This is a genomic window from Streptomyces sp. NPDC058877, assembly GCF_042742855.1.
In the GTDB taxonomy this organism is placed as follows: domain Bacteria; phylum Actinomycetota; class Actinomycetes; order Streptomycetales; family Streptomycetaceae; genus Streptomyces.
The window spans coordinates 32,949-46,344 of the sequence record NZ_JBHYMF010000009.1 but is presented as its reverse complement, the minus strand read 5'-3'; the positions used below and the strand labels follow the sequence as shown (position 1 = coordinate 46,344).

Annotated in this window: 8 protein-coding genes and 1 pseudogene; 6 read left to right on the top strand and 3 right to left on the bottom strand. The window is 72.9% G+C overall.

Features of this window, described 5'->3' with window-relative positions; translation table 11 throughout:
• Window positions 1-144: 144 nt before the first annotated feature.
• On the bottom strand, window positions 145-1,896 hold the full coding sequence (gene treZ / locus ACFW2Y_RS03980; RefSeq protein WP_384873130.1) for a malto-oligosyltrehalose trehalohydrolase: 1,752 nt from the start codon (window positions 1,894-1,896) through the stop codon (window positions 145-147).
• A 299-nt stretch (window positions 1,897-2,195) separates the two neighbouring features.
• Here treZ and ACFW2Y_RS03975 point away from each other — a divergent pair, with 299 nt between their 5' ends.
• Together ACFW2Y_RS03975 and ACFW2Y_RS03970 are read left to right on the top strand one after the other, a co-directional pair.
• Window positions 2,196-2,744, top strand: a complete 549-nt coding sequence (locus ACFW2Y_RS03975) for an FHA domain-containing protein (protein WP_384873127.1) — start codon at window positions 2,196-2,198, stop codon at window positions 2,742-2,744.
• Between the two features lie 139 nt (window positions 2,745-2,883).
• The gene (locus tag ACFW2Y_RS03970) at window positions 2,884-4,017 is read left to right on the top strand and encodes a cytochrome P450 (protein WP_384873125.1); all 1,134 of its coding nucleotides are present in this window, start codon (window positions 2,884-2,886) and stop codon (window positions 4,015-4,017) included.
• 52 nt (window positions 4,018-4,069) lie between these two features.
• Here the strand turns inward: ACFW2Y_RS03970 and treY are convergent, their stop codons facing one another.
• Window positions 4,070-6,421, bottom strand: a complete 2,352-nt coding sequence (gene treY / locus ACFW2Y_RS03965; RefSeq protein ID WP_384873123.1) for a malto-oligosyltrehalose synthase — start codon at window positions 6,419-6,421, stop codon at window positions 4,070-4,072.
• Window positions 6,422-6,502: 81 nt separating this feature from the next.
• Here treY and ACFW2Y_RS03960 point away from each other — a divergent pair.
• A pseudogene (locus tag ACFW2Y_RS03960) lies at window positions 6,503-7,521 on the top strand (MFS transporter).
• Here ACFW2Y_RS03960 and glgX read toward each other — a convergent pair.
• Window positions 7,490-9,610, bottom strand: a complete 2,121-nt coding sequence (gene glgX / locus ACFW2Y_RS03955) for a glycogen debranching protein GlgX (protein WP_384873120.1) — start codon at window positions 9,608-9,610, stop codon at window positions 7,490-7,492. The pseudogene ACFW2Y_RS03960 and the gene glgX overlap by 32 nt on opposite strands.
• Before the next feature lie 137 nt (window positions 9,611-9,747).
• Here glgX and ACFW2Y_RS03950 point away from each other — a divergent pair, with 137 nt between their 5' ends.
• From ACFW2Y_RS03950 to ACFW2Y_RS03940, 3 genes are all read left to right on the top strand, one after another.
• Complete coding sequence (locus ACFW2Y_RS03950) at window positions 9,748-10,614, top strand: Tat pathway signal sequence domain protein (protein ID WP_384873117.1); 867 nt, start codon at window positions 9,748-9,750, stop codon at window positions 10,612-10,614.
• 50 nt (window positions 10,615-10,664) lie between these two features.
• On the top strand, window positions 10,665-11,996 hold the full coding sequence (locus ACFW2Y_RS03945; protein ID WP_384873114.1) for a copper amine oxidase: 1,332 nt from the start codon (window positions 10,665-10,667) through the stop codon (window positions 11,994-11,996).
• A gap of 110 nt (window positions 11,997-12,106) precedes the next feature.
• A complete protein-coding gene (locus ACFW2Y_RS03940) occupies window positions 12,107-13,375 on the top strand; it encodes an SAV2148 family HEPN domain-containing protein (RefSeq protein WP_384873112.1) in 1,269 nt (422 codons plus the stop codon).
• Window positions 13,376-13,396: the final 21 nt, after the last annotated feature.

Genomic DNA, 13,396 nt, shown 5'->3' with positions numbered 1-13,396 from the left:
GTTCCGGGAACTCCTCGACCACCCGGTGCCCCGCGTCCGGCACGACCCCGGGCCCCGCACCCCAGCCGGGTGCGGACCGCGGGCCGCGACCGTTTCGGCGACAGGAACGGGAACACGTCGTGCGCCCCGGGAGGTGATCGGTCGTCAGCCGTCCGTGAGGACGACCGCCGACTCACCGGGGAGGTGGAGGACGCCGTCCGCCGTCGGGGCGTCGACCGGGTCCCAGGAGGCCAGGACCCGGTCGCGGCCGTTGGAGCCGAGCGGGACGGCCACCGGCTCCATGCCCAGGTTGACCGCCACCCGCAGGTCCCCGCGCCGGAAGACCAACCAGCGGGCCTCCTCGTCGAAGGCCACCTTCACGCCCGCCAGATCGGGGTCCGTCAGATCGGCCAGCGTGCGGCGCAGGGCGATCAGCTGGCGGTGCCAGGCCAGCAGCCGCTTGTGGGGGTCCCGTTCCCGTTCCCCGCGGTCCAGGACCGATCGGTCACGGGTGGCCGGCTCCTGCGGGTCGGGGACGTCCTCCTCCGCCCAGCCGTGCGCCGCGAACTCCTTCCGTCTGCCCTGTCGCACGGCCTCCGCGAGTTCCGGATCGGTGTGGTCGGTGAAGTACATCCACGGAGTGCCCGCCCCCCACTCCTCGCCCATGAACAGCATCGGTACCGAAGGCCCGGTGAGCACGAGCGTCGCCGCGCAGGCGAGCAGACCGGGGGAGAGGGAAGCCGAAAGGCGGTCACCGGTCGCCCTGTTGCCGATCTGGTCATGGGTCTGTGCGTAGCCCAGGAAGCGGTGGGCAGGGGTCCGCTCCCGGTCCACGGGCCGGCCGTGGTGGCGGCCCCGGAAGGTCGAGTAGGTGCCGTCGTGGAAGAAGACGCGGGTGAGCGTCTTGGCGAGCGCAGCCATCGGGGCACGTGCGAAGTCGGCGTAGTAGCCCTGCGATTCGCCGGTCAGGGCGGTGTGCAGGGCATGGTGGAAGTCGTCGTTCCACTGGGCGTGCACCCCCAGACCGCCGAGTGCCCGGGGGGTCGTGGTGCGGGGGTCGGCCAGGTCGGACTCCGCGATCAGGAAGTGTTGCCGCCCCTGCTCCCGCGCCAGCTCGTCCACGGCCGCGGACAGTTCCTCGAGGAAGGTGAGCGCCCGGGTGTCGGCGAGCGCGTGCACCGCGTCGAGCCGCAGCCCGTCGATCCGGTAGTCCCGCAGCCAGGCGAGCGCGCTCCCCAGGAAGTACGCCCGCACCTCGTCCGAACCCGGTGCGTCCAGGTTCACCGCCGCGCCCCACGGGGTGTGGTGGGTCTCGGTGAAGTACGGGCCGAAGGAGGGGAGGTGGTTGCCGGACGGGCCCAGGTGGTTGTGCACCACGTCGAGGACCACGCCCATGCCGAGCCCGTGCGCCGCGTCCACGAAGCGCTTCAGAGCCCCGGGGCCGCCGTACGGCTCGTGCACCGCCCACGGTGCCACCCCGTCGTATCCCCAACCCCACACCCCGGGGAACGGGCACAGCGGCATCAGCTCCACGTGGGTGATGCCGAGGCCCGCCAGTTCCCCCAGGTGGGCGCTCGCCGCATCGAGGGTGCCCTCCGGGGTGAACGTACCGACGTGCAGCTCGTACAGGACGGCGCTGCGCAGCCGCAGTCGCGGCGACTCGTGCCGCCACGCGTACGCCGAGTGGTCGACGACCGCGCTCAGGCCGTCGGGGCCGTCGGGCAGTCGGCGCGAGCGCGGGTCGGGCACCAGCGGGCCGCCGTCGAGGGAGAAGCCGTACCGGTCGCCGTCCTCGGCGGCCGCCACGCCCGACCACCAACCGTCCCGTTCCGCGTCCCGGTCCAAGGGGTGGTCCGAGCCGTTCAGCTCCAGCGTCACCCGGTCACGGGCGCTCGGCGCCCACACCTCGAAGAGCACGGGAATCCCCTCGTCGACGGACCAGCCGGCGGGCGGCTGACTACACCGCGACCATCCTGGCAGCCGGGACCCCGACGCGCCCGGCGCATTCCGCACGTGGTTGATCGCGCACTCGAACGCGACGCGGTCCGTGCGGGTGGAGGTCGCCGCGGTCGGTCCGTTCCCCGGGGCCGTCACCACCCGGATCCGGGCGGTGACGGCGGACCGCAGGGGTGTCCTCGATGCGACCGGGCCAGGGATTTTCCCAGGTCCGGGGCGCTTCTGGACACGTCGGGGGCAGCAGGTCGACAATCGCAGACGTGACGACCCCTTTCGAGCTTCCGGCGAACTCCCCTCGGCTCACCGATGCCGAGCGGGACCGTGCGCTGGTGTTGCTCCGTGAGGGCGCCGCCCAGGGCCGCCTTTCGCACGACACCTTCCTGTTCCGGATGGAGCGCGTGCTGACGGCCCGTCGACCCGATGAACTCGCGCTCCTCACCGCTGACTTGCGGGTCGAGGGAGCCTGGTCCCGGCGGGTGGTGGGTGCGGTCGGGAAGATGTCCGCGTTCACGGCGCGGATCGGGCGGGCCTGGCACGCCGAGCGACTGCCGAAGCTGTTGCTCCCGCGCCCCGGGCCGTACCCGTTGCGGATCGGCCGCGACCCGGTCAACGGGCTGCGGCTCAGCCACGAGACCGCCTCCCGGCTGCACGCCGAACTCTCCCTGCAGGACGGGATGTGGGTGCTGCGCGACCTCGGCTCGACGAACGGCACCACCGTCAACGGGCGGCGGGTGGCCGGCGCCGTGGTGGTGCGGCCCGGGGACGTGGTCGGTTTCGGGCAGATGTCGTTCCGGCTTTCGCAGAACTGAGGAACACGACGTCGAAGACTCGCACCGGTTCACCCGTTCGGCGGTGTGCGGCGGGCGGTGTGGGCGACTCGATGATGGGCTGGGGAGGCGCGCCACGATCTCCGGCCGCGGTACCCACCGCCGATCGACAGGGGGCACGATGAGCGACGAGCCCGACCACGAGTCGAACCGGAGCGCGGGCGGCAGCCGGCCCGCACCGTCCGGAGACCCCTGGAGCCGACTTCCGTCGATGGCTCCGGCGGTTCCTCCCGGGAAGCCGGGAAGCAGTGCTTCCGCACGCACCCCGTTCGTATCGACCGTCCCCGGACGCGTGCGGGCCGTGGCCGAGCGGCCTGTTGACGGGCCCGGGGCGCCCAGCGGACGCACCGTCGCACCCAGCCCCCTCGACCCCGGGGCCTCGCGGGATCCGCACGGAATCCACCGGACCCTGCGCGAGCAGTTCCCGCTGACCTACGATCCCCTGCTCCGGGCCTGGGTCCTCAGTCGGTACGCGGACGTGGCAGCCGCCCTCACCGACGACCGGTTCACCCACGGACACCGGCCGGGGGACCCGCCGTGCGCGCGGGCCCACGTGGACGTCGACGTCGAGGCCCTGCGTTCGGTCACCGAACGCACCGCCCACGTCCTCGCCCGCCGGATCGCCGATCGGCCGCAGGCCGATCTGGTCGCCGACTTCTGCCACTGGCTGCCCGCCGGCACCGTCGCCGCCGCGGTCGGCGTGCCCTACCGCGACATGATGCGCCTCGTCCGCGGTCGGGCGGCCGGCGCGCTCGCGGGGGAGTGCGGCGGCCAGATCGCCGTGCGGGAGAAGGCGCTGGCCTCCTTCCTCGGGAACGTCCTGGCCGACCCGGACCAGGTCGCGGCCCTTCGGGACGCGCCCGCGGGGCTGGTCGCCCGTGCCTGGGCCGAGTCGCTGCGCAGGGACCCGCCGGTGCAGGTCGCCGTCCGCCGTACCCGGGCCGAGGTGCCGACGAGCGGTGGCGTCGTCCCGGCGGGCGCCTCGGTCGCCCTGCTCATCGGCTCGGCGGGGCGGGACCCGGAGCGCTTCCGCGAGCCCGACCGCTTCGACCCCTTCCGCGACGACGCGGGCCAGCTCACCTACGGGACCGGGTTCTGTCCGGCGGTTCTGCTCGCGGGCCACGAGGCGGAGTACGCCCTGCGGGCCCTGTTCGCGGCCATGCCCCGGCTGCGTCTCGCCGACGGCTTCGGACCCGTGCCCACGGGGTTGATCACCCGCGCCCCGCGCAGCCTGATCGTCCGCCCCGGCGGCTGAGCGCCCCGGCCCGCCCCGCCACGCCCCGGGCCCCGGGCGGTGGCGGGCCGGCTCATTCAGCCCGAGCGAGCAGGGCCACCGGACGCTCCGCGAACAACTCCGCCAGCTTGAGCTCCGTCGCCGGACCGCCGGTGAACTCCCGCACCCCGTCGAGGGCGTCCACCCAGCGGCCCTCGGGCAGCACCAGTTCCGTGTCCTGCCAGCCGCCCGACTGGGCCAACCGGAGCGGGAGCCGGGTGACGGCCGTGAGCACCCGACCGGAGCGGGCGAAGGCCAGGCAGTGCGCCGCCGCAGGACCCTCCGCCGCGAGCGGGACGTACGTGCCGTCCGGCCCGAAGGCCTCCGGGTGGGCCCGCCGCAGGCGCAGTGCCGCCCGGACCACGGCCGTCCGTTCGTCTTCCGGCCCGACCTCGAACGGTGCCCGGTTGTCCGGGTCGACGAGCGCCCGGTACTCCCGCTCCGTGTTCTGGTACAGCTCCGGCACCCCCGGCATCGTGAGCTGTGCGAGCACGGCGCCGAGCGCGTGCGCCCGGATGTGCGGCTCCAGGGCGAAGGCCGCCTCCGAAGCGGTGCGCAGCGGGATCCTGCCGGGCCCCGCCGCCGCGAACTCGACCACGGCACGCTCGTACTCCGTGTCCGGCTCGGTCCAACTGGTCCGGAGCCCCGCCTCCCGCACGGACTTGAGGACCGCGGGGCCGAGGCGGTCCGGATCCGGGGTGCCGAAGCCGAAGGCCGTCTGCCAGGCCGTCCACGCCACGTGCGGATCGGGCGCGGGCACCCCCGCGACCTCCGCGAGGAGGTCCGCCCACACCTCCGGGCACTGGGCGAGCACCGCGATCCCGGCCCGGACGTCCGCGCTGCGCTTGGTGTCGTGCGTGGAGAGCACGGTGCCGGTGCCCGGCCAGTCCCGGGCGATCCGAAGGCAGTACGCGTGGAACTCCTCCACCGACACCGCCGGGCGGCCGGGGTCGCCACCCACCTCGTTGGCCGAGAGCAGCGGGGCGTACCGGTAGAAGGCCGTGTCCTCGACGGACTTGGCCCGCAGCGCGGAGGAGGTCTGTGCGAACCTGGCCCGGAACGAGCGGTGTTCGGGGCTCTCGCCGAGCTCGCCGAGCGCCAGGCCGCGGACGACCTCGACGGCCGAGGCCTCCTCCGGCACCGCGAATGCCGCCCTGGCCCCGCGCGCCGCCTCGGGGGTCAGCACCTCCGCGCCGCCGGTCCGGTAGGGGCGGTAGACCGGGACCCGGACGAGCAGCTCGCGGATCGCGGTGCCCAAGGCCCAGGGCGCGTGGTCCCGGAGAGCGGGGTCGGCGGCGCAGATCCGCTCCGCGGTCCGGGTCAGCGCGGCCGTCTCGGCAGCCAGGTCGTGGTCGACCACCTCGTACGCGGCGCGGCGCGCGGTCGCTTCCCACTGACCGCCCCGGTCCCCGGCCTTCCCGACGAAGTCCCGGTACGCATCGGCGAGTTCATCGGCGCCCACCGGATCGGTGAACACCCCGTCGAGCTGGTGGAGCGCGTCGTAACCGGTGGTGCCCGCGACCGGCCAGGCGGAGGGCAGCACCTCCGATCCGGTGAGGATCTTCTCCACCACCGTCCAACAGCGCCCGCCGGTCGCCGCCGCAAGGTCCTCCAGATAGCCCTGGGGGTCCGCGAGCCCGTCCGGATGGTCGATCCGCAGGCCCTCGATCACCCCGTCCCCGACCAGTTCCACGATCTTCGCGTGGCTCGCCGCGAACACCTCGGGGTCCTCCACCCGGACCCCGATCAGGTCCGAGATGGTGAAGAAGCGGCGGTAGCCGAGCTCGGTGCGGGCGAGCCGCCACCAGCCGAGCCGGTACCACTGGGCGTCGAGCAGCTCGTCCAGGGGCAGCGCCCCGGTGCCCGGGCGGAGCGGGAACTCCTGCCCGTCCAGGTGCAGCGAACCGCCGGAGACCCGGAACCGGTCCCGCACCTCCGGGAGCCGCCCGGGCAGCACCGGGAGCAGCATCCGCCCGCCCCCGGCCCGCCAGTCGATGTCGAACCAGCGGGCGTAGGGGGAGTCCGGGCCGTCGCGGAGCACGGCGCGCAGCGCGGGGTTGTGCGTCGGCGAGGCCGCCATGTGGTTGGGCACCAGGTCCACGACGAGCCCGAGGCCGTGCCTCCGGGCGGTCTCCGCGAGGGCCCGCAGCCCCTCCTCGCCGCCCAGCTCGCCCCGTACCGTCCGGTGGTCGGTGACGTCGTATCCGTGCGTCGAGCCCGGCACCGCCTCCAGGACGGGGGAGAGGTGGAGGTGCGAGACCCCGAGCCCCGCCAGGTGGGGAACGGCGCGCTCGGCAGCCGCGAAGGGGAACTCCGGCTGGAGCTGGAGCCGATAGGTGGCGGTGGGGAGGACGGAAGGGGGGGAAACGGCCGGGAGGGAGGTCATGCGAACGTACGTACCCCGTCGGCGGGCTTCCGTGTCATCGCCCCATGCACCCGTTCGTGTGCATCGCGTTACGTTCGCGTGATGCTCCGGACGTACCGCGACACGCTGTCCCTGCTCGGACCGGCCCTACCGGTCGTCTCTTTCCTCGGTCGGCTGCCCACCGCCATGTGCCAGCTCGGAAGCCTGCTCCTGGTCGCCGAGACGAGCGGTTCGCTCGCCACCGCGGGGCTCACGGGCGGAGCGCTCGCCGCCGGACAGACCGTCGCCGGCCCCGTCGTCGGCCGGCTCGCCGACCGCCACGGCCAGCGCTCGTCGGCCTCGCCGCCGCCTTCGCCCACCCGGCCGTCGCGCTCCTGCTGGCGGCGTTCCTGCTCGCCGTCTGCGGGACGGCCTTCGCCCTCCATCCGACGGCCCGGGCGCTCGTGCCGACCACCGTCCGCGGGGACGGGGGTTCCACCCGGACGGGTGCCGACGCCACCCGCAGGGGTGCCGCCGAACGGACGAGGCTGCCGGGGGCGGCGTACGCCCTGCGCGGCACCATGGTCCTGCAGGGCGCCATGTTCGGGGCCTCACAGGCCGGGATCACCGCCCTCACCGAGGAACTGGGCGAGCCCGCGCAGGCCGGTCTCGTCTACGCTGTCATGGGGGTGATGAGCGCGGTGGTCGGCCTCTCCATGGCCGCCGTGCCCGCCCGGATCGGCCTCGCCGCCCGCTGGCGCGCCGCCACCACCGGCCTCGTCGTCCTCTCCGCACCGCTGCTGTTCGTGGACGACCTGGGCGGGCTGTACGCGGTCGTGGTGGTGCTCGGTGCCGCCTACGCCCCGCATCTGATCACCGTCTTCGGGCTCACCGAGCGGGCCGTTCCGGCCGCCCGGCTCGCCGAGTCAATGGCCTTCCTCACCAGCGGGATCGTCGGCGGCCAGGCGCTCGCCCTCGCCGCATCGGGACGACTGGCCGAAGGCCACGGCGCCCCCGCCGCCTTCGCGGTGGCGGTGGTCGCTGCCGTGGCCTGCGCGCTGCTGTCGTGGACGGTCGGGACGGAGCCCCGCGCGCCTTCCGGGCGGAGCGTCAGGCGGGCCTCCGCAGAACGGTCAGGCTGAGCGGCGCCAGCGTCACCCGCTCGCCGCCCGCGAGCTCCGGGCCCTCCTGTGGAGGCATCCCCTCCGGATCGGAGGTGTCCACCACCATGCGCCAGCAGCGCCCGTGGCTGTCCGGGACCACGAACTCCAGCTCCTTCGCCGAGGCGTTGAACATCAAAAGGAAGGAGTCGTCGGCGATCCGCTCGCCCTGGGGCCCCGGTTCCGAGATGGCGTTCCCGTTGAGGAAGACCGTCAGCGCCTGGGCGTGCGCCGCCTGCCAGTCGTGGGAGGTCATCTCCTCGCCCTCGGGGGTGAACCAGGCGATGTCCGTCAGCTCGTCGTGGGTGCCCTCCACCGGCCGCCCGTGGAAGAAGCGGCGGCGCCGGAAGACCGGGTGCTCCCGTCGCAGCCGGACCATCGCACGGGTGAAGCGGAGCAGCGTGGCCTCCGCCTCGCTGTTCTCCTTCGGCCAGTGCACCCAGGAGATCTCGCTGTCCTGGCAGTACGCGTTGTTGTTGCCGCCCTGCGTCCGCCCGAACTCATCGCCGTGACTGAGCATCGGCACGCCCTGCGACAGCATCAGGGTGGCGAGGAAGTTGCGCATCTGCCGGGCGCGCAGCTCGCTGATGCCGACGTCCTCGGTCTCGCCCTCGACGCCGCAGTTCCAGGAGCGGTTGTGGCCCTCGCCGTCCCGGTTGCCCTCGCCGTTCGCCTCGTTGTGCTTCTCGTTGTACGAGACCAGGTCGCGCAGGGTGAAGCCGTCGTGGCAGGTCACGAAGTTGACCGAGGCGAGCGGTCGTCTCCCGTCGTCCTGGTACAGGTCGGAGGAGCCGGTCAGCCGGGAGGCGAACTCGGCGAGCGTCCGCGGTTCGCCCCGCCACAGGTCCCGCACGCAGTCCCGGTACTTTCCGTTCCACTCGGTCCACAGCGGCGGGAAGTTGCCCACCTGGTAGCCGCCCTCGCCCACGTCCCACGGCTCGGCGATCAGCTTCACCTGGCTCACCACCGGGTCCTGCTGCACCAGGTCGAAGAACGAGGAGAGCCGGTCCACCTCGTGGAACTGGCGGGCCAGGGTGGCCGCCAGGTCGAAGCGGAAGCCGTCCACGTGCATCTCCGTCACCCAGTACCGCAGACTGTCCATGATCAGCTGGAGCACGTGCGGGGAGCGCATGAGCAGCGAGTTCCCGGTGCCGGTCGTGTCGGTGTGGTAGCGGCGGTCGTGGGAGAGCCGGTAGTACGAAGGGTTGTCCAGGCCCCGGAAGGAGAGCGTCGGACCCAGGTGGTTGCCCTCGGCCGTGTGGTTGTAGACCACGTCGAGGATGACCTCGATGCCCGCCTGGTGCAGTGCCCGCACCGCCGACTTGAACTCCAGGACCTGCTGGCCCCGGTCACCCCAGGAGGCATAGGCGTTGTGCGGGGCGAAGAAGCCGATCGTGTTGTATCCCCAGTAGTTGGAGAGTCCCGCGTCCACCAGGCGGTGGTCGTTCACGAACTGGTGGACCGGCATCAGTTCGAGCGCCGTCACGCCCAGTTCCTTGAGGTGGCCGATGACCGCCGGATGGGCGAGCCCCGCGTACGTCCCGCGCAGTTCCTCGGGGAGGTCGGGGTGCAGCATGGTGAGGCCCTTCACATGGGCCTCGTAGATCACCGTGTGGTGGTACTCGGTGCGCGGGCGCCGGTCGTCGCCCCAGTCGAAGTACGGGTTCACGACCACCGAGGTCATCGTGTGCGGGCCCGAGTCCAGGTCGTTGCGCGCGTCGGGCCGCCCGAACGGGTACCCGTACACCGCCTCGCCCCATTTCACCTGCCCCGACACCGCACGGGCGTAGGGGTCGAGCAGCAGCTTCGCCGCATTGCAGCGCAGCCCGCGCTCCGGCGCGTACGGACCGTGCACCCGGAACCCGTACCGCTGGCCGGGCATGACCCCCGGCAGATAGGCGTGCCGCACGAACGCATCGGTTTCGCGCAGCTCCACCGCCGTTTCCGAGCCGTCGTCGTGCAGCAGACACAGCTCGATCCTGTGGGCGGCCTCGGAGAAGACCGCGAAGTTGGTTCCTGCTCCGTCGTAGGTGGCGCCCAAGGGGTACGCCTGTCCCGGCCAGACCTGCATGGATATGACTCTTCCTCTTCTGTCCGGGTTCTGGGGTGCTCTTCGGCCAGATCCTGCCCGAAAGAGGCCCAACCTCCTAGGACTTCGCCCCCTCCTACCGGGTGACCGTTCACCATGAGGGGGGAAGAGGGGGAAGCATGTACGAAATGATGCGCCGCCACCTGGGGAAGGTGGTGGCGGGGGCGGCCATGGCGGTGACCGGAACCGCCGTCGCGGTCGCCATCACCCTGCCGGGCCCGGCAGGGGCGGACGACACGCCGGGCGGCGACCGTGGCGCCGTGGCGGTGCGTCCTCCGGCGGGCGCCGACACGGCCGGCGCCGGCGGCACGCCCGGGGCGACCGGCGGCCCGGGCACGGGGGAGGCCGGCGAGCAGATCGAGGGCGCCGCTCCCCGGCCGGCCGTCGTCCTCCCGCCGGCGGCCGGGGTCGGGCGGGGCGTCGGCAGCGACCCGCTCACCACCGAGGAGCTCGCGAAGGCCGAGGCACTGGCCCTGAACCCGCCGGCCACCGCCCAGCGGGACGTCACGGGGGCCCGTGGCCCCCAGCGCCTCGGCACCCGACTCGCCGACCCGCTGCCGGGCGACGGGACGCGCCGTGCCGAGGTCCGCCTCTACGACTACGCGAGGGACGAGTTCATCGTCCGGACCGTCAACCTCGACACCGGCGCCGTCGAGTCCTCCGTCGCACGGCGCGGCGTCCAGCCCTCCGCACACCCCGACGAACTGCGCGAGGCGCTGGAGCTGATCCTCGCGAGCCCGCTCGCCAAGGGACTCAGGGAGGACTACGCGGACGCCACCGGCAAGCAGCTCACCTCCCCCGACCAGCTGTGGTTCAACGGCGACGTCTACCGCACCTACCGCGAGGCGGAAGTGCCCGCACAGCTCGTCCGGTGCGGGCAACACCGGTGCGTCCGGCTCGTCACCAAGGTCCTGAACGGGCCCTGGATCAACGCCCGGGACCTGATCGTCGACCTCTCCACCAGGACCGTCACCCGCGTCGGCTGACCGCCGCGCCTCCCCATCGACTCGCGACACGCACGAGGGAGTCCCCGTCCATGCCCACCCCGCGAAACCGGCGCACCCGCACCCGGGCCGCCGCCCTGACCGCCGTCGCCCTGCTGGCCACCACCACGGCCGCGGCAGGGCCGGCCACCGGCGCCACCAGGTTCCCCGAACCGCCGCCCACGCTCCCGACGAGCAACCCCGGACCCGCCGAACCCGGGTGCTCCACCGCCTACCGCATCACCCAGAAGCTCTCCGGCGGCACCACCTGGCGCATGTGCTGGCGCTACGACATCGACGCCGGGCTCGTGCTCGACCGGATCACCTACCAGCCGCCCGGTGCCAGGGTGCCCATTCCCGTCCTCAACAGTGCCCGGCTGGCCCAGATCCACGTGCCGTACGACGACGGCGGAGCCGAGTACGACGACCTCACCGGCGCCGGCTTCGGCTGGGGCCTGCAGAACCTCAAGCCGGCCGAGTGCCCCGGCGGAACCCTCACCACCATCAAGGTTCCCGAGGTCGGTGACGTGAAGGGCCTGTGCACCACCACGCGGGCGCGCGGGCACGCCTATCGGATGGCGAGTGACGGCGGCTCCAAGGTCTGGCAGGCACAGGCCAAGGACCTGCTCGTGTACACCGTCAACAAGACCGGCTGGTACGAGTACATCACCGAGTGGCGCTTCACCGCCGACGGCACCATCGGCGCCAACGTCGGTGCCACCGGCAGCCTCTCGCCCGTCGACTACGACGCCACCGACGACCGCGGCTGGCCCCTCGGCAGGGGTTCCCGCGACTACGCCACCAGCCACGCCCACAACATCTTCTGGAAGCTCGACTTCGGTCTGGACGGCTCCACCAAGGACCGGATCGAACAGTACGACTCGACCGTCACCACGCCCACCGGCGGCGGCGGGCCCACCGTGAAGACCAAGCGCACCGTCATCACCAAGGAACTCGCCGGTGACGCCAAGAACATGCGCTGGTGGCGGGTGGTGAGCGGAACCGGCAAGAACGCCGACGGCCACGCCCGCTCGTACGAGATAGCACCCGGCCACACCGACACCCACGCGGGTCGCGCCTTCACCCGGCACGACGTGTACTTCACCCAGTCCCGCGCCTGCGAGAGGTTCGCGAGCAACAACATCGGGGGCTGCGCCTCCCCGGCCGGCGACAGCGTCGACACCTGGGTCAACGGCGAGACCCTGACCCGCCCCACGGTCTGGGTCAACATCGGGTTCCACCACATCGCCCGTGACGAGGACCAACAGCCGATGCCGGTCCACTGGCAGGGCTTCCAGCTCGTGCCCCGGGACGTAACCGCTATGAATCCGCTCACTCCGCCCGATCTCGCCTCCCAGAACGGACGCCCCGGTCTGGGGAGTTGAGCGAGCAGCCTGACGATCCGGCTGCACCGCCTCCCGCTCGCGGAGTACCCTTCCTTGATCGTTGTCGGAGTGGTTGGAACGGGCGTCCAGGAGCAGAAGGCGGTGCGCGGGTGAGCTCGGGAGGTCTGGAGCTGCCCCCAGGTGACGCGGGTCACGAAGGGGGGCCGGCCGACCCCGCGGAGGCGCCGCCGGGCGCGACCGTGCCGCCGGGCACGGTCGCCGTCGCCCGGCCGGTCGAGATAGGGGCGGAGCTCGAATGGGGGCCCGAGGCCTGGAGCGAGGTCCGCACCCGGGCCCAGCGCGCCGGCCGCGCCTACATCTGGCTCAACCTCGTCGAGCAGCGGCTGCGGGCCGTGGTCGCCGCCGTCCTGCGGCCCGTGTACGAGCCGGTGCACGGCGAGGAGTGGGTGGTGGCCGCGGCCGGACCCGCCGGCCAGGAGTGGGTGCAGCGGGCCGTCGCCGTCCGTGAGGTCTCCCGGCGCAAGGGCTACCTCCTCGACCCCGCAGACGACAACGTGCTGAGCTTCCTCACCCTGCCCCAGCTGCGCGAGCTGATGGTGCAGCACTGGCCCTGCTTCGAGCCCTACTTCGACGACCGGCGCGAGGTCGAACTCGCCCTGGACGAACTGGAGGTCACGCGCAACGTGGTCTCCCGCAACCGGGCGCTCTCGCTCACCGTCCTCGCCCAGTCCGAGCGGGCCTCCGCCCGCATCCTGGAGATCCTCGGCGGCGGCGCCGGCGTGCCGTCCGCCGACCGGCTGCCCGTGGACGCGGTCGAGGACCTCGTCGGCGACCGGTACGCCGACGTCGTCTCCGTCCACCCCGACCGGGTCCGGCTCCAGCGGCAGCTCCCCGCCGAGGACCTCTTCGGCGGCGCCCGCCGCCTCGACGCCACCGGCATAGGCCTGAACCTGCTCGTGCAGAACTTCTCCGGCCGCCGCATGGTCCGGCTCGCCGAGTCCGGCTGTCGGACCCGGCTCCTCTTCCTCAATCCCGCCAGCAGCGCCATCAAGCGGCGTGAACGCGAACTCGGTTTGAAAAAGGGAGAGTTGAGCCGTTCCGTTGAAATGAACATCCTGCACATGCGTCGGGTCCGCTCGAAACTGCGCGACCCCGGAGCCTTCCAGATCCACGTCTTCGACGAGACCCCCCGCTTCACCGCCTACCTGGTGGACGGCGACGGAGCCGATGGGGTCGGCGTCGTCCAGTCCTACTTGCGCCGGGCCCGGGGCATGGAGGCCCCGGTCCTCGTACTGCGGGGAGGCGGACGGAACGTCGTCCGGCACGGCCAGTCCTCCCGTGACGGGGACCACGGACTCTTCGAGACGTACCGGGAGGAATTCGAATCGGTCTGGCTCGACTCCCGGCCCGTCTCCTGAGCCCGCACCGGGGCCGGTCGA